We start from the raw sequence: 14,979 nt of genomic DNA, 5'->3' as shown, positions 1-14,979 counted from the left end.
ATCGCTGGTGGTGAGCTGCATCGGCTACCGCACCCCGCCGATCGAGGGCGTGCCCTATGACACGAAACTCGGCCGTTTCGCCAATGACGAGGGCCGCATCCAGCCCGGCCTCTATTGCGTCGGCTGGGCGCGGCGCGGACCGACCGGCACCATCGGCACCAACCGGCCGGACGGCTATATGATCGCGGAAAAGATCGGCGAGGACATCGGCGCGGGATCAGGCAAGGAGGGCCGCGCGGGTCTCGACCGGCTGATGGAAGGGCGCGGCGTCGAAATCGTCACCTTCCGCGACTGGCAGAAGATCGACCTGGCCGAAATCGCCCACGCCCGCGCAGGCGCGCCACGGGAGAAGTTCACCTCCATCCCGGAGATGGTGTCGGCGATTTCGGGGGCGTAAAGCGCGAAGGCGTTTGTTTGAAGGGTGCCGTGCTCCTGCGGAAACAGGAGCCCAGTCCCGGAGTCTGAGCTGAGCTCCTGCCTTCGCAGGAGTACGCCGAAAGGTCAGACCCGCATCGGCATGAGGACGTAGAGCGCCGGACTCTTGTCATTCTCGCGGATCAGGGTCGGGGCGGCGGCGTCGGCCAGGTGCAGTTCCACCAGGTCGCTGTCCACCTGCTGCAATATGTCGAGCAGGTAGCGGGCGTTGAAGCCGATATCGAAACCCTCGCCCGCGAAATCGCCCGGCACTTCCTCTGCCGCTGTGCCGTTTTCGGGGCTGGTGACGGACAGGGTGATCTTGTCCTTGTCCAGCGCCATCTTGACCGCGCGGGTCTTTTCCGTGGCGATGGTGGCGACGCGATCGACGCCATCCTCAAAACTGCGCGGATCGATCTTGAGCAGCTTGTCGTTCGCGGTCGGGATCACCCGGCTGTAATCGGGGAAGGTGCCGTCGATCAGCTTGCTGGTCAGGATCGCGGTGCCCAGACCGAAGCGGATCTTGCTGGCGGACAGGCTGATGTCGACGCTGCCGTCCACTTCGTCCAGCAGCTTGCGCAGCTCACCGATGCACTTACGCGGCACGATGATGTCGGGCATCTTTTCCGCGCCATCCGGCCGGGGCACGGTTACGCGCGCCAGCCGGTGCCCGTCCGTCGCCGCCGCCTTCAGCACCGGCTGCGGATCGTCCGACACATGGAAGAATATGCCGTTCAGATAATAGCGCGTTTCCTCGGTCGAGATCGCGAAGCGCGTCTTGTCGATGATCTGGATCAGCGTTGCGGCGGGAAGCTCGAACGTCGTCGGCAGATCACCCTCGGCGATCACCGGGAAATCGTCGCGCGGCAGGGTCGACAGGTTGAACCGCGCCCGGCCCGCCTGGATCAGCATCTTGCCGTCCGCCGCCTGCAGCGACACCTGGCTGCCTTCGGGCAGCTTGCGCGCAATGTCGAACAGCGTGTGCGCCGACAGGGTGGTCGCGCCCGGCGTGTCCACCTGCGCCTGGATGCTCTCGACAATCTGCAGGTCGAGGTCGGTCGCCATAAGTTTCAGCGTGCCGTTCGCCGTCGCCTCGATCAGCACGTTGGACAGGATGGGGATGGTGTTCCGGCGCTCGACCACCGATTGCACATGGCTCAAACCCTTAAGGAGGGTTGCGCGTTCGATGGTGGCCTTCATTCCCTAAATCCCGATTCTATGCTGCTGCAGTCCGCCCCGAATTCCCAGACCATGCCTGCCGGCCAACCCCGGCGCGAGTCCGGGCAGTCTGGAAATGCCTTCTCTCATTAGCAACTATGTCTTGATGGGCAAGCGTTCGTCAGCAAATGGCTGACAGAGCGCTTGCAAAAGCTGTGGGCATCGGCTTTGCCGGGTGCAGATGACGCGCCTTTCCGCCCTTGCACTGACGATCGCGGCCCTGACCGGCGCCCTATCCGGCGCAATGCCCGGCGCGGCGCAGGCAAGGGATTCGCTGGGCGTTTTTGAAAGCTGGGGCGCGTTTCGCGATCCCACCGTGCCCCGCTGCTACGCCATAGCGGAACCCGCGCGCCGCCACAGGGATGCGGCGTGGCGCGCCTATGCCTCCATCGGTTCCTGGCCGAAACAGGGCGTGCGCGGCCAGATCCACTTCCGCCTCAGCCGCGCCCGTGCGCCCGACGGCCCGAAAAATGCCAATAGTAAAGTGACACTGGGCATTGGCGACCGGCAATTCGCGCTGGTCGCAGGAACGGCCGACGCATGGGCGCCCGACCGCCGCACCGACGCGGCGATCGTCGCCGCCATCCGCTCCGGCACCAGCATGAGCGTGCAAGGCCGCGACGCCAGAGGCCGCCTGTTCACGGATGTCTACGCCCTGCGCGGCGCGGCGACCGCGATCGACGCGGCGGCGCTGGGGTGCGCCAAAACGCGATAGGGCGCGGGGCCTAGCGTTTCGGCCGCTTTCGCCCTATATGCGCGCCCATGCAAATTCCCGGTCATATTGATCCGGTGCCGGTTCCGCGCGCCGTGACGCCCCGTGAGGACGGGCGCGTCGACATGCTGGGCCTGTCGCGCCCGCAGATCCGCGATACGCTGGCCGAGGCGGGTCTGGACGAGAAGCAGGCGAAGCTGCGCGCCAAGCAGCTTTTCCACTGGCTCTATCATCGCGGCGAGACCGATTTCGCGCAGATGACCGACCTCGCCAAGCCGATGCGCGCGTGGATGGCGGCGCGATTCGTTATCGGCCGCCCGCAGGTGGTGGAGGCGCAGGTGTCGAATGACGGCACCCGCAAATGGCTGCTCCGGTCGGACGACGGGCAGGATTATGAGATGGTGTTCATCCCGGACGCGGACCGGGGCACGCTCTGCGTATCCAGTCAGGTCGGCTGCACGCTCAATTGCCGCTTCTGCCACACCGGCACGATGCGCCTTGTCCGCAACCTGACGCCGGGCGAGATTGTCGGGCAGGTGATGCTGGCCCGCGATGCGCTGGGCGAATGGCCGCGCGGCAATATGGCGGCGGATGCTTCGGCCGGGGCGTCGAACGACATCGACGAGGATGAGGACGCGCCGCACTACACCGCCGACGGCCGCCTGCTCACCAATATCGTGATGATGGGCATGGGCGAGCCGCTCTATAATTTCGAGAATGTCCGGGATGCGCTGAAGGTCGTGATGGATGGCGACGGGCTTGCCCTGTCGAAGCGGCGCATCACCCTGTCGACCAGCGGCGTGGTGCCGATGATGGCGCGCGCGGCGGAGGAGATCGGCGTCAACCTCGCCGTGTCGCTGCACGCCGTCACCAAGGAAGTGCGCGACGAGATCGTGCCCATCAACCGCAAATATGGGATTGAGGAACTGCTTCAGGCGTGCGCCGATTATCCCAGGGCGAACAATGCCCGCCGCATCACCTTCGAATATGTGATGCTGAAGGACAAGAATGACAGCGACGATGATGCGCGCGAACTGGTCCGCCTGATCCGCAAATATAAGCTGCCCGCGAAGGTCAACCTGATCCCCTTCAATCCCTGGCCGGGCGCGCTCTACGAATGTTCGACGCCGGAACGGATCAAGGCGTTCAGCAGCCTGATCTTCGAGGCGGGCATTTCCGCCCCCGTCCGCACGCCGCGCGGGCGGGACATCATGGCGGCGTGCGGGCAGTTGAAATCCGCGTCGGAGAAGAAGAGCCGCGCCGAACTCGACCGGCTGGCCGAGGAAAAGCAACTGGCGCTGGGGTAAATTCCCCCCTGCCGTCACCCCTGCGAAGGCAGGGGTCCCGCTTCTTACTCCAGCCAACGCTAAAGCGGGATGCCTGCCTGCACAGGCATGACGGTTGTGGAGTGGACCTTTCCGGCGATTCCCTGTATCCGCCCCTTCATGGCCCGCATGATCGCCCCTGCAAGCATCCGGCAAACCCGCATTCCGGCGGGCTGCCCAGCGTGCATGGCCGACGGGAGAGGCTGACCGCCTTTCCGCCCGGACCATGAACCCAAGCACCCCGCCGCTTCCGGCGGGGTTTTTGTTTGCGCTCCGCCGGCCGGCCCGACCAGAGGAGAATGACGATGACGACGATATATTATGCCAGCGATGCGGAGATCGAAACGCTTTGCGCCGGTTTCACGGACCTGACCCTGCCCAAGGAGGCGTGGACCCATGCCGCCCATTTCGCCGGGGCGATCTGGCTGCTGCGATGCCGCCCGGATATGGTTGCCGAACGCGACATGCCGGGCATGATCCGCCGCTACAATGAATCGGTGGGCGGCGTGAACAGCGACACGTCCGGCTATCATGAGACGATCACCCTCGCCTCCATCCGCGCGGCGCGGGCGTTTCTGGCGGCGGAGACGGCGCCGCGCGGCCTGTACGAAAGCCATGCCGCGCTGATGGCGGGGCCGTGTGGCGACAAGGACTGGCTGCTCGCATACTGGTCGCGGGACCGGCTGATGTCGGCGGAGGCGCGCCGGACCTGGGTGGAGCCGGATGTCGCGCCCTTTCCCTTTTGAATATGGGCCGGGCAAAATAAAAAGGGGCGGCCCGCATGGGACCGCCCCCTTCCTTTTCACCCGGCGGAGCGATCAGAAGCGGAAGCCGATCCCGAACAGGGCCGCGTCGCGACCGCCCAGATTCTGCTCATATTCGGTCCGCTGATATTCGGCCGACAGATAGGTGTTGGACGTCACCGCAAATTCCAGACCGCCGCCATAACGGACGCCCTCAAAGGCTGCGCCGGTGCCGGCGGCCTCGATACGGCTGTCGACATAACCAACCTTGGTGAAGGCAAGAATGCGCGGGTTGGCGACATAGCCCAGGCGCAGCGACGCAGCGAGGTCACGGCTCGCGTGGATGCCGCCGCCCTTCACGGAGGAGTCAGCCAGCGACACTTCGACGCCCGCCGTGATGCTCTGCGCAACCGGCAGGTCATAGCCAGCCGACACGCCATAGCTCACGCCAGCCTCGCCCGCATATTTGTCGTAACCAGCGGTTACGCCGATGCGCGGACCAGTGAAGGGGGCTTCGTCCTGAGCAAAAGCAGGAACAGAAATGGACGCAACGGCAAAAGCCGCGAAAATCGCAGTCTTCATAATTAACCTCATTGTATTAAATTCGACACTCGTCCGGGCCGGCGCATATCTTTGATCTTGCCGACTAGGGTTCAAGGGGAATGGTTCTAATTAAATTTGTTCCACGACCTCTTGAATATACGAGCAATCATAACGTGTTCTACATATGCCGCGTATCGTTACTTAAGCGCGACGAGGGGGCTTATGCGCCGCCTAGATGGCTGTCAGATGAACAGAATGAAAGCTCTCATCGCAATGCAGCACAAATCTTCCACAGGTGATGCAGAGAGGCCACACCTCGTCTGACCCAGCGGGGATGGCATGCGCGACCTGGGCCGTGTAACCTTCCGGCTTCGCGGAACGAATGATAGCGGACCCCATGGAGCGCGCGCCTAGAGGCAGACCGATGAACCCCGCCGTCCCTCCCCTTGCGCCGCCAGCGCCGCTGGTAAAGCGCCATCGCCTGTCGACCCGGCTGTGGCATTGGCTGAACGCCGCGGTGATGGTCATCCTGTTCATGAGCGGCCTTGGCATCTTCAACGCCCATACCCGGCTCTATTGGGGCCAATATGGCGCGAATTTCGACCATGCCTGGCTGGTGCTGGATCGTTTTCCGGGATGGATCACCCTGCCCGGCCATTACAGCCTGGCTATGTCGCGCCACTGGCACCTGACCTTTGCGCCCGTCTTCGCCTTCGCGCTGCTCGTTTACATGCTCTGGAGTCTCTCCAACCGGCATTTCCGCCGCGACCTCGCCTTCCGCCGCGACGAGCTGTCGCCCCGCCACATCTGGCGCGACATTATCGACCATGCCCGGCTGCGCTTTCCGAAGGGGCAGGCGGCGCTGCGCTACAATATTCTGCAGAAGGCGGCCTATAATGGCGTGCTGTTCCTGGCGCTTCCGGCGCTCATCCTGTCCGGTCTCGCCATGTCGCCGGGCATGAACGCGGCCTGGCCCTGGCTGATCGACATATTCGGCGGGCGGCAATCGGCGCGGTCGGTGCATTTCATCGCCTGCTGGGCGGTGGTCGCCTTCTTCTTCGTCCATATCCTGATGGTGCTGCTGGCCGGGCCGGTGAATGAAATCCGGTCGATGATCACTGGCCGCTACCGGGTGCCGCCGGAATGAGCGGCCCCCTGATCCTGTCCCGCCGCACCCTGATCGGCAGTATGGCGGCGACCATGCTGACCGGGTGCGACCGGCTGGCGGAGCATGAGAATGTCCAGCGCATCCTGTTCTCGGCGGAGAATTTCCATCGCTGGGCGCAACGCAGCCTGATGGACCGGAACGCCCTCGCCCGCGAGTTCAGCGCCAGCGACATCTCGCCCATCTTCCGCGCCAACGGCACCGCCAATCCCAATACGGACGCCTATAAGGCGATCTGGCGGACGGACTTCGCCGACTGGCGGCTGAAGGTCACGGGCATGGTCGGGCGGCCGCTCTCCCTGTCCCTCGCCCAGCTTCATGCGCTTCCCCATCGCGAGCAGATCACCCGCCATGATTGCGTCGAGGGGTGGAGCGCGATCGGCAAGTGGCGCGGGGTGCCGCTGCGCACGATCCTCGACGCCGCGCGCCTGTCCACCCGCGCGAAATATCTGGTGTTCCGCTGCGCCGACACGATGGGATCGGGACACCCCTATTATGAGAGCATCGACATGATCGACGCCTTCCATCCGCAGACCATTCTCGCCTTCGCACTGAACGGCAAACCGCTCTCCGTCGCCAATGGCGCGCCGCTGCGCCTGCGGGTCGAACGGCAGCTTGGCTACAAGCAGGCGAAATATCTGATGGCGATAGAGGCGGTGGACAGCCTGTACGGCATCGGCAGGGGAAAAGGCGGCTATTGGGAGGACTATGCCGGTTACGACTGGTATGCAGGCATATGACTTACGGCGTTTGACGCAGCCGTTATGATCGCGCATTACCAATAACATGTGGCTATTCGAGAAAGTGCTGAGCCGGCTGGTCAGCCGGGGACGCCTCACCCTTGTCTACTCCGATGGACGGAGCCGCCAGTTCGGCGCGGCCGACCCCGACTTCCCAGATCTGACGCTTAAGCTGCACGACAAGCGCGTGCCGTTCGACATTGTGCGCGACCCCCGCCTCGGCATCGCCGAAGCCTATATGGACGGCCGTGCCACGATAGAGGGCGGCGACATCATGGACTTCATCGCCTTCATCCGGGGCAACAACCCCTGGGAAAGCGGCAAGGATATCGACGCCGCCAGCCCCGTCAGCCGCGCGGCGAAGAAGATCGCCCGCCGCGTCGCGCAGGTGAACGACCGCCGCAAGGCGAAGGCGAATGTCGCCCATCATTACGACCTGTCGGGCGCGCTCTATGCCCTGTTCCTCGACACCGACCGCCAATATAGCTGCGCCTATTGGCCGGACGCGGACAACAGCCCCGGCATCAGCCTGGAACAGTCGCAGGTCGACAAGAAAGCGCATATCGCCGCCAAGCTGGCGCTGGAGCCGGGCATGAAGGTGCTGGACATCGGCTGCGGCTGGGGCGGCATGGCGCTCTATCTGCACAAGACATGCGGCGTCGACGTGCTGGGCGTCACCTTGTCGGAGGAACAGTTGAAGGTCGCGCGGCAGCGGGCGATCGACGAAGGCGTCGCCGATCATGTCCGCTTCGAGCTGATCGATTATCGCGATGTCGGGCCAAGTCTTGGCGCGCCGTTCGACCGGATCGTGTCGGTCGGCATGTTCGAACATGTCGGCACCGCGCATTTCCAGGAATTTTTCCGCCACTGTCACAATCTGCTGACACCGCAGGGCGTGATGCTGATCCACACGATCGGGCGGATGAAGCCGGGCCGCACGGACGCCTTCACCCGCAAATATATCTTCCCCGGCGGCTATATCCCCGCGCTGTCGGAAATGGTCGCGGGGTCAGAGCCGAACAAGCTGATGATCACCGATGTCGAGGTGCTGCGCCTGCATTACGCGCTGACCCTGCGCGAATGGTACAAGCGCACGCAGGAGAAGAAGGCGGAGATAGAGGCGCTGTACGACGCCCGTTTCTTCCGCCTGTGGAGCTTCTACCTCGCCGGGGCGACCGCCGCGTTCGAACATGGCGGCATGGTCAATTTCCAGGTCCAATATTGCCGCGACCGCCGCACCCTGCCGATCACGCGGGACTATATGGCGGCGGCGGAGGCAACCCTGCGCGGGTAGGCCAGGCCGCCGGGCGGGACGAAACCGCAAGGCCGCTATTGCACGCTCCGCCGGAAGGCCAGCGGCGTCATGCCCTTGGCCTGCTGAAACTTCCTGCGCAGATTGGCGGTGGTGCGGAAACCGCACATCTCCGCGACCTGTTCCACGGACATCCGGCTGGTCGCCATCATCTCCGCGGCGGCATCGACCCTTCGCTGCAGGATGAACGCATAGGGGGATTGCCCTGTTGTCGTCTTGAAGGCGCGGCCGAAATGATAGCGGCTGAGTCCCGCGACGCCCGCCAAATCCGACAGGCTGAGATCGCACGCCAGATTATCCCCGATATAATCGATCACGGCGCTGGTCTGCCGCGCCGTCAACCGCCCGGCCCCCTGCATCTGCGGCAGCGACAGCACCTCTATCGCCGCGATCAGGCAGGCGCTTTCCGCATGGAGGCTGTCCAGCGCCTGATCGGCAAAGACCGTCTGGAACTTGCTCATCGTCGCAGGCAGCGGCCCGCCGCGCGCATAGAGCACGGGGGCGAGCGACGCCTCGCGATATCGCATGTCCATCTCCTCCCGCAGCAGCGTTGCGTCGAAATAGAGCGCGGTGAAGCTGTTCGTCCGGGCGGTCGCGGCGGACCAGCCCTGTACGGAACATCCACTTGGCAGAAATGTGATGGTGCCGCGCAGATCCCGCCTCTGGTCCATCGCCAAATCATCGACGCGTATCTGCCCCTGATCCAGAACGATGTCATGCAGGGCGAGATAATGAGTATTGCTGACCCGCTGGAAACTGAACTCGCTGGCCCCATCCACGCTCACCAGCTCAACCGCGAAGCCGCGCCAGCTCCTGGACAGGCGGCTCGACAGGTCAAGCGGACGCCCCGCATGCCGCAGGCATAGGTCAGGCTGAATTCCCGATTGTTTTTCTATCATTGAAAGATGCTGCAATGTTCCATTTCTTGCTCTAGGAGCATCGGAATAGGCAGGCATTCTGAGCTTGCCAAGGGGGAAATGCGTGGGGAAACAAAGCTCTAACCGGAAGATCGCAGAGGAGGTCATCCGGTTCCTGGACAAGCATATGCTGGACCCGACGCCAGCCAACTATGCTTTCGCCTTTCTCTACATCACGGAAAGCAACGGCCTGCTGCGCAAATTGGTCAACGACATCACTGATGGCGGCGTCCGCCTGACCCAGGGCGAAGTCGACGACATGATGACGAACACCACGGATGACACGGCCGCCATCCCGTCCGACGCGATGGACGATATCCAGAAACAGCTCCGGCATCAGGCCCTGACCTTCACTGAACTGACGACCACCGCGCTCTCCGACGCCAGCACCTTCAACCGCGATCTGGCCGAGGGCATGGAGCAGATCGCCGCCGGGTTCGACTTTGCAGGCGTGATCAGCGCGATGCGGCAGAAAACGGCGGAGGTGGAGCGCAAGCTGGCCGAGACGAAGAAGGAGACCGAAAAGCTCCGGCTCGACCTGGACGCCGCGCGCAACGACGCCTCGCGTGATGCGCTGACCAGCCTGTCCAACCGCCGGGCGATGGACGAGAAGATTGAGGAAGCGTTCCGCAAGAGCGCGCGCATCACCATCGCCTTTTGCGACATCGACCATTTCAAGTCGGTCAACGACCGGTTCGGCCATGCCGTGGGGGACCGCGTGCTGAAGGCCGTGGCGGATATTCTCCAGACGGGCCTTGCCCCCTACCCCGTGGCCCGCTTCGGCGGCGAGGAATTTGTGGCGCTGTTCCCCGATATGGCGGAGGCGGAGGCGTTCGGCCTGATCGAGCAGGCGCGCATCACAGTCGGTGAGAAATCCTTCCGCGTGCGCGACACCGACGCGCCGCTGGGTCAGGTCACTTTCTCCGCCGGGATCGCCTCAACCACGTCCGATCCGCAACAGGCGCTGCAGGATGCGGACAAGGCGCTTTATGAGGCGAAGAATAGCGGGCGGAACCGGACGATCTGCAGCGCCGCCTGAACTTTATCCTGTTTGGACGGAGCCACACTCCTGGGCAGGCATCCAGTTCAGACGGCGGGACTGGACTCCTATATTGGCTTCGCCGCCCTTCGGGTCGCAGGAGCACGCCGTGCCTGTGGCTAAGCAGGACTACCGCTAAACCGGGCGGACGCTGACGGCGGGGGCCGGGGAAGAAAATGCCCGGACGCCCCGGATCAGGCGTCGGCCCAGCGCCGCAGCAGATTGTGATAGACGCCGGTCAGCTTGATGACCTCCGGCGCGCCCTGCCCCTGCGTCGCGGCCACCGCCTGAATGGCGCGGTCCAGATCGAACAGCGTCTGGCGCTGGCTGTCGTCCCGCACCATCGACTGAATCCAGAAGAAGCTGGCGACCCGGCGGCCGCGCGTCACTGGCTCGACCCTGTGCAGGGATGAGGCGGGATAGAGGATCATGTCGCCGGCGGGCAGCTTCACCTGCTGCACGCCGAAATTGGTTTCGACCGTCAGCTCGCCGCCGTCATAATCGTCCGGGTCCTCCAGGAACAGGGTCGCGGACAGGTCGCTGCGCACGCGGAACCCGGTGCCCTTCTGGATGCGGATCGCATTGTCGACATGGGTGTCGAACGCCTGCCCCCCGCCATAGCTGTTGAACAGCGGCGGAAAGACGCGCAGCGGCAGCGCGGCGGCGATGAACAGCGCGTTGCGGCTGACCGCATCGAACACGATCTGCGCGGCCTGCTGCGCCTCCGCCGACTCTTCGGGCAGTTGCAGGTTGCGCTTGGCCAGCGCCGACTGGAAGCCGGAGGTGACATTGCCGTCCACCCACTGCGCGGAATCAATGAGCGCCCGCACGCGCGCCACGCCCTCGGCGTCGAGCAGACCGGGAATGGAGATCATCATGGGCGGATGGCTCAGCCCTTGAGGACGAAGGGGATTTCGACGATGCCGCGCACCTGCACCGGCTGCCCGCCCCTGATCGTCGGCTCCCAGCGCCAGGTCCGCACGGCGTCGCGCGCGGCGTCATCCAGGCGGGACGATCCGCTGCTCTGCGATATGACCACCGACGCCACGCGCCCGTCGACGCCCAGCGTCAGGGACAGCACGACCGTACCCTGTTCATGCTTGCGGCGGCTTTCGATCGGGTAGCGCGGCGGCTTGCCGGACACCATGCGCGTGCCCAGGTCGCCCGCATCGATGGTCGACGGGATGGCGACCGGAACGGGCGGCGCGGGGGGCGTCTGCACCACCGGCAGCGGCGTGATCTTGTCGATGACCGGCACCTGATAAACCACCGGCACAGGGGTCTGCACAATGGGGCGCGGCGCGACGACTTCCGGGCGGGTCGGCGGAACCGGCTCCGCCTCGGCGGGGGGCGGCGGCGCGGGCGGGGTCAGGTTGACGACCGCCAGCGATGCCGCCTTCTTCTGGATATAGATGGTGCGCATCTGGAACAGCGCGCCGAACAGGGCGACATGGATCAGCGCGACAGCGATGGCGGCGGGCATATTGATCCGCCTGGCGCCATAGCGTTCGCCGCTGCTCTGCTCCGTGGAGGGCGCAACGGTGGACCGGCGCGGCGCGAAGGAGACGGCGCGGGCGTCCGCCTCGGCCACCTCATCGATCTGCGTGACGGTATCGAACATGCCACCCCTGTTCCCAATTGGCCCGGCGGGGCCGCCTTATCGCAAAGCGTAATGCGAATCAATTGCATGTGAACTGCAAATGACAATCTGTTTCGCATTCGCACAAACAGTGCGGGCGGGCGTTTCACCCAAGGGGAGTGAAAGCGCCCGCCCGTCCTCCGCCCCCGGAGGAGAGTGATCAGCCCGGAAGGATGATCAGAAGGTGTAGTTCAGGCTGAACACCGCCGAACGGGTCGGTGCCGGCTGCGCCCAGCTACTGCCGATGGCGTTGCGGACCGTCGTCACATATTTCTCGTTGGTGAAGTTCTGGACATTGACCTGCGCCATCAGATTATCCGTGATCGGATAGGACGCCATGAAGCGGTGGATGGTGTAGCTCGGCACGTAGAACAGCGCTGCGTTGGGCGTGCCCTGCGTCGGCTGGTTCAGCAGGATCTTGCCCTGATAGGTCAGGCCGTAGCCCAGCTCCAGACCGAAGGGCAGGCGATAGGTCGTGAACAGGCTGCCCGAATGCTTCGGCGTGTTCTGCAGCAGCGATCCCGGTGCGACGATCGTCGTGCAGCTCGAAGCGGTCGGGTTCGCATCGCAGTATTTGGAGCCGCCACGCAGGACCTTGGCCTTCAGATACATATAGTTGGCCGAGACCGTCCAGGCGTCGGTGATGTTGCCCGAAGCGCCCAGCGAGATGCCTTCGACGCGCTGCTTGCCCTCCAGACGCTGGTCGGGAACGGTCGGCTCGCCCGAAGCGACGCGGATGCTGTTGCGATCGTTGCGGAACAGCGACGCGCTCAGCAATAGGCGCTTGTCGAACAGGTCGGCCTTGGCGCCGATCTCGTAATTATCCGTCGTTTCCGGCCGCAGATCGCAGTTTGCGGCGGTACAGGCGCCGTCGACCGAAGCCTGGGACGGATTCTTGGACGAACCGGTCGCGATATACAGGCTGGTGTCCGGCGTCGGCTTGAACACGAGGCCGACACGATAGGAGAACAGCGTGTCGCTGTTTTCGAACGGACCGGTCGCGGTTGTCGGCTGACCCAGTGTCGCGCCGGGCGTGACCGAATAGCTCTGCGTGCGGTTTTCGCCCTTGGCGTGCTCATAACGAATGCCGCCGTTAAGCTCGAACTTCTCGCCAAACTTCATCGTGTCGAACAGATAGGCCGCATAGACCTCACGCTCGCCCTGGTTGTGGCTGCCGAGAATGAAGTTGACCGGCCCAACATATTGGTTGGTGCCATAGGCGCGCGCCAGGCCGGTTGTGGCGGCAGGTCCCGTAATCGCGTCGCTGGGGCTGCCAATGGGAACGAGCGGCAGATAGATGCCCAGGCTTGCGCCAGCATTATACAGCGGATTGGCGGCGATCGTCGTGACGCCATTCGTCGTGGTGCGCGTATAGGGCGCGGCATAGGGGTCATAGCCCGCCGCCGTGCGGTTGATGTTCCCCTGCCGCTGGTCATAGCCTTCCCACAGCGCCGAAGCGCCGATCACCAGATTGTGGCCGATGCCGCCGGTGTCGAAATTGGCGGAAAGATCGAGCTGGGTATAGGCCGTCTCATTTTCGATCAGGCGGTTCACGCCGCGCCCGCCGGTGGGCAGATAATAGCCCGCGGGGACCGACAGAACGCTTGCCGCGCCGGTCGGGGCGGTCTGGATCTGGACGTTGCACGCCGCGCCTGCGGGGATCGGATCGCCGGCCAGCGCCGGGGCGGCGGGCGGCTGCAGGCCGTTTGACAGACAGAAGGTGCCGTTGGGCTGGCTGGTCACCGTATTCTGCTTGATATTCTCATAGCGGGTGAGGCTGCGGATGCTGACGGCATCGCTGAACTCGTGGCTGAAGATCGCCTGGAGCGATTTGGTCTTGCTGTTCTGGCGGTCGAGGTTGCTGAAGCCATAATAGCCGCTGCGGTCGAACTCGTCGGCAATGATCCCGCCAAGGTGCGGGAAGTAACGGACGCCATATTGCGGCATCGCCTTGTCGTCGAGATATTCGGCCTGCAGGGTCAGGCTGGTCGGGCTATCGATGCCGATGGTGATGGCGGGCGCGATGCCCCAGCGCTTGAAGTCCTCGACATCGCGGCCAGGCACGTCATTCTCATGATAGACGGCGTTGATGCGCACGGCGATCATGTCGCTCAGGCGCTGGTTCACATCCGCCGTGGCGCGATAATAATTGTCGGTGCCGATACCGGCGTTCAGGATCGTCTGGTCATCGGCCAGCGGACGCTTGGTCACCAGGTTGATCGTGCCCGCGACGGAACCGCCGCCGCTATACACCGAGTTGGCGCCGTTGGTGATTTCGACCTGCTCGATATTGTAGGTCTCGTTGCGGTTGAGGAATGCCGAGCTGCGCACGCCGTCGATCGTGACGTCGCTCTTGGCGTCCTGACCGCGCAGAATGATGCGGTCGCCATAGCCGAAGCCGCCCTCACCCGCGCCGAAGGTGATGCCCGGCACGGTTTGCAGCACGTCGCGCAGCGTCAGCAGGTTCTGCTGCTGAATGCTCTTTTTGCTGATGACGGTGATTGTCTGCGGCAGGTCGACCAGCGGCGCGGTATATTTGGGCGACTCTGGCTTTTCGACCTTGATCGGACTTTCGTCGATCGCCGTGTCGGTCACGGTCATGCCACCCAGCTTCTGCTGGCTGTCCTGTGCAAACGCGGTCTGCGATGTGGCGATGGCGCCGATGCAGGACAACGCCAGGAAAGCCGGCGTCGCACCACGATTTTTCTTGCTCACAGTCATCGATTCCCCCTTCGGAAAGTTGGGGGTCAGTTATTGAGAGTCATTCGCACTGTCAATCGCTATTGCGAACTGATTTCATCTTTGTCGCAAAATGTAGCCGGATATTACCGTCCGGCTCATCGATCCAGAAATATTGGGAAATATGGGAGCGCCGTACGGCCGGAAGCAGTGGCTTTACGCCGTCCGGGCAAGTAAGGCCTGGGCGCGCTTCAGATGCGGGCCGTCGATCATCTTGCCGTCCAGGACAAGCACGCCCGCGCCCGGATTGTCCTGAAACGCCGCCACCACGGCGCGCGCATGCGCGATGGCGGCGTCCGATGGCGTGAAGGCGGCATTGATGACCGGCACCTGATCGGGATGCAGCGCCATCATGCCCAGGAACCCGTCCCGCGCGCCCCGCGCCGCATAGGCCGCAAGCCCGTCCAGATCGCGGATCGCGGGATAGACCGTCTCGATCGGGGCGACCTCCGCCGCCGCGGCAGCGAACAGCG

13 protein-coding genes and 2 pseudogenes are annotated in these 14,979 nt (G+C 64.1%); 8 read left to right on the top strand and 7 right to left on the bottom strand.

Annotated features, from left to right (window positions below):
- Window positions 1-397: pseudogene (locus BHQ40_RS21595) on the top strand (FAD-dependent oxidoreductase); the annotation flags it as partial.
- A gap of 104 nt (window positions 398-501) precedes the next feature.
- Here BHQ40_RS21595 and dnaN read toward each other — a convergent pair.
- Complete coding sequence (dnaN, locus tag BHQ40_RS21590) at window positions 502-1,614, bottom strand: DNA polymerase III subunit beta (RefSeq protein ID WP_070157865.1); 1,113 nt, start codon at window positions 1,612-1,614, stop codon at window positions 502-504.
- Window positions 1,615-1,813: 199 nt separating this feature from the next.
- Here dnaN and BHQ40_RS21585 point away from each other — a divergent pair, with 199 nt between their 5' ends.
- The 3 genes from BHQ40_RS21585 to BHQ40_RS21575 all read left to right on the top strand — a co-directional run bounded on the left by BHQ40_RS21585 (window position 1,814) and on the right by BHQ40_RS21575 (window position 4,415).
- Complete coding sequence (locus BHQ40_RS21585; protein WP_070157864.1) at window positions 1,814-2,347, top strand: hypothetical protein; 534 nt, start codon at window positions 1,814-1,816, stop codon at window positions 2,345-2,347.
- 47 nt (window positions 2,348-2,394) lie between these two features.
- Window positions 2,395-3,651 (top strand): 23S rRNA (adenine(2503)-C(2))-methyltransferase RlmN, encoded by a 1,257-nt coding sequence (gene rlmN, locus BHQ40_RS21580; RefSeq protein WP_070157863.1) that lies wholly within the window; start codon window positions 2,395-2,397, stop codon window positions 3,649-3,651.
- Between the two features lie 323 nt (window positions 3,652-3,974).
- Complete coding sequence (locus BHQ40_RS21575) at window positions 3,975-4,415, top strand: hypothetical protein (RefSeq protein WP_070157862.1); 441 nt, start codon at window positions 3,975-3,977, stop codon at window positions 4,413-4,415.
- Window positions 4,416-4,487: 72 nt separating this feature from the next.
- Here the strand turns inward: BHQ40_RS21575 and BHQ40_RS21570 are convergent, their stop codons facing one another.
- Entirely contained in the window at window positions 4,488-4,994 is a 507-nt protein-coding gene (locus tag BHQ40_RS21570; RefSeq protein ID WP_070157861.1) for an outer membrane beta-barrel protein, read from the bottom strand.
- A 385-nt stretch (window positions 4,995-5,379) separates the two neighbouring features.
- Between BHQ40_RS21570 and BHQ40_RS21565 the strand changes: the two genes are divergently transcribed.
- Genes BHQ40_RS21565 through BHQ40_RS21555 form a run of 3 tightly spaced genes read left to right on the top strand, consistent with a single transcriptional unit; the run spans window position 5,380 to window position 8,154 of the window.
- Window positions 5,380-6,102, top strand: a complete 723-nt coding sequence (locus BHQ40_RS21565; RefSeq protein WP_070157860.1) for a cytochrome b/b6 domain-containing protein — start codon at window positions 5,380-5,382, stop codon at window positions 6,100-6,102.
- An 8-nt stretch (window positions 6,103-6,110) separates the two neighbouring features.
- Window positions 6,111-6,860 (top strand): molybdopterin-binding protein, encoded by a 750-nt coding sequence (locus tag BHQ40_RS21560; RefSeq protein ID WP_435593929.1) that lies wholly within the window; start codon window positions 6,111-6,113, stop codon window positions 6,858-6,860.
- A 46-nt stretch (window positions 6,861-6,906) separates the two neighbouring features.
- A complete protein-coding gene (locus tag BHQ40_RS21555; protein ID WP_070157858.1) occupies window positions 6,907-8,154 on the top strand; it encodes an SAM-dependent methyltransferase in 1,248 nt (415 codons plus the stop codon).
- A gap of 35 nt (window positions 8,155-8,189) precedes the next feature.
- Here BHQ40_RS21555 and BHQ40_RS21550 read toward each other — a convergent pair whose 3' ends face one another.
- Window positions 8,190-9,071 (bottom strand): helix-turn-helix domain-containing protein, encoded by an 882-nt coding sequence (locus BHQ40_RS21550; RefSeq protein WP_171905919.1) that lies wholly within the window; start codon window positions 9,069-9,071, stop codon window positions 8,190-8,192.
- Between the two features lie 82 nt (window positions 9,072-9,153).
- Here BHQ40_RS21550 and BHQ40_RS21545 point away from each other — a divergent pair, with 82 nt between their 5' ends.
- Window positions 9,154-10,128 carry a GGDEF domain-containing protein gene (locus BHQ40_RS21545; RefSeq protein WP_139139408.1) on the top strand — a complete coding sequence of 325 codons (975 nt, stop codon included), beginning with the start codon at window positions 9,154-9,156 and terminating at the stop codon, window positions 10,126-10,128.
- Window positions 10,129-10,322: 194 nt separating this feature from the next.
- Here the strand turns inward: BHQ40_RS21545 and BHQ40_RS21540 are convergent, their stop codons facing one another.
- The 4 genes and pseudogenes from BHQ40_RS21540 to BHQ40_RS21525 all read right to left on the bottom strand — a co-directional run.
- Window positions 10,323-11,006 carry a Fe2+-dependent dioxygenase gene (locus tag BHQ40_RS21540; protein WP_070157856.1) on the bottom strand — a complete coding sequence of 228 codons (684 nt, stop codon included), beginning with the start codon at window positions 11,004-11,006 and terminating at the stop codon, window positions 10,323-10,325.
- A gap of 11 nt (window positions 11,007-11,017) precedes the next feature.
- Window positions 11,018-11,749, bottom strand: coding sequence for an energy transducer TonB (locus BHQ40_RS21535; RefSeq protein ID WP_070157855.1), 732 nt, complete (start codon window positions 11,747-11,749; stop codon window positions 11,018-11,020).
- Window positions 11,750-11,944: 195 nt separating this feature from the next.
- Window positions 11,945-14,488: a TonB-dependent receptor gene (locus BHQ40_RS21530; protein ID WP_070157854.1), complete on the bottom strand. Its 2,544-nt coding sequence runs from the start codon at window positions 14,486-14,488 to the stop codon at window positions 11,945-11,947.
- A gap of 174 nt (window positions 14,489-14,662) precedes the next feature.
- Window positions 14,663-14,979 (bottom strand): annotated as a pseudogene (locus BHQ40_RS21525) (CoA ester lyase); the annotation flags it as partial.

Origin of the sequence: Sphingobium phenoxybenzoativorans (genome assembly GCF_001757355.1) — a bacterium.
GTDB lineage: Bacteria > Pseudomonadota > Alphaproteobacteria > Sphingomonadales > Sphingomonadaceae > Sphingobium > Sphingobium phenoxybenzoativorans.
This window is presented reverse-complemented; position numbering and strand designations above follow the sequence as displayed.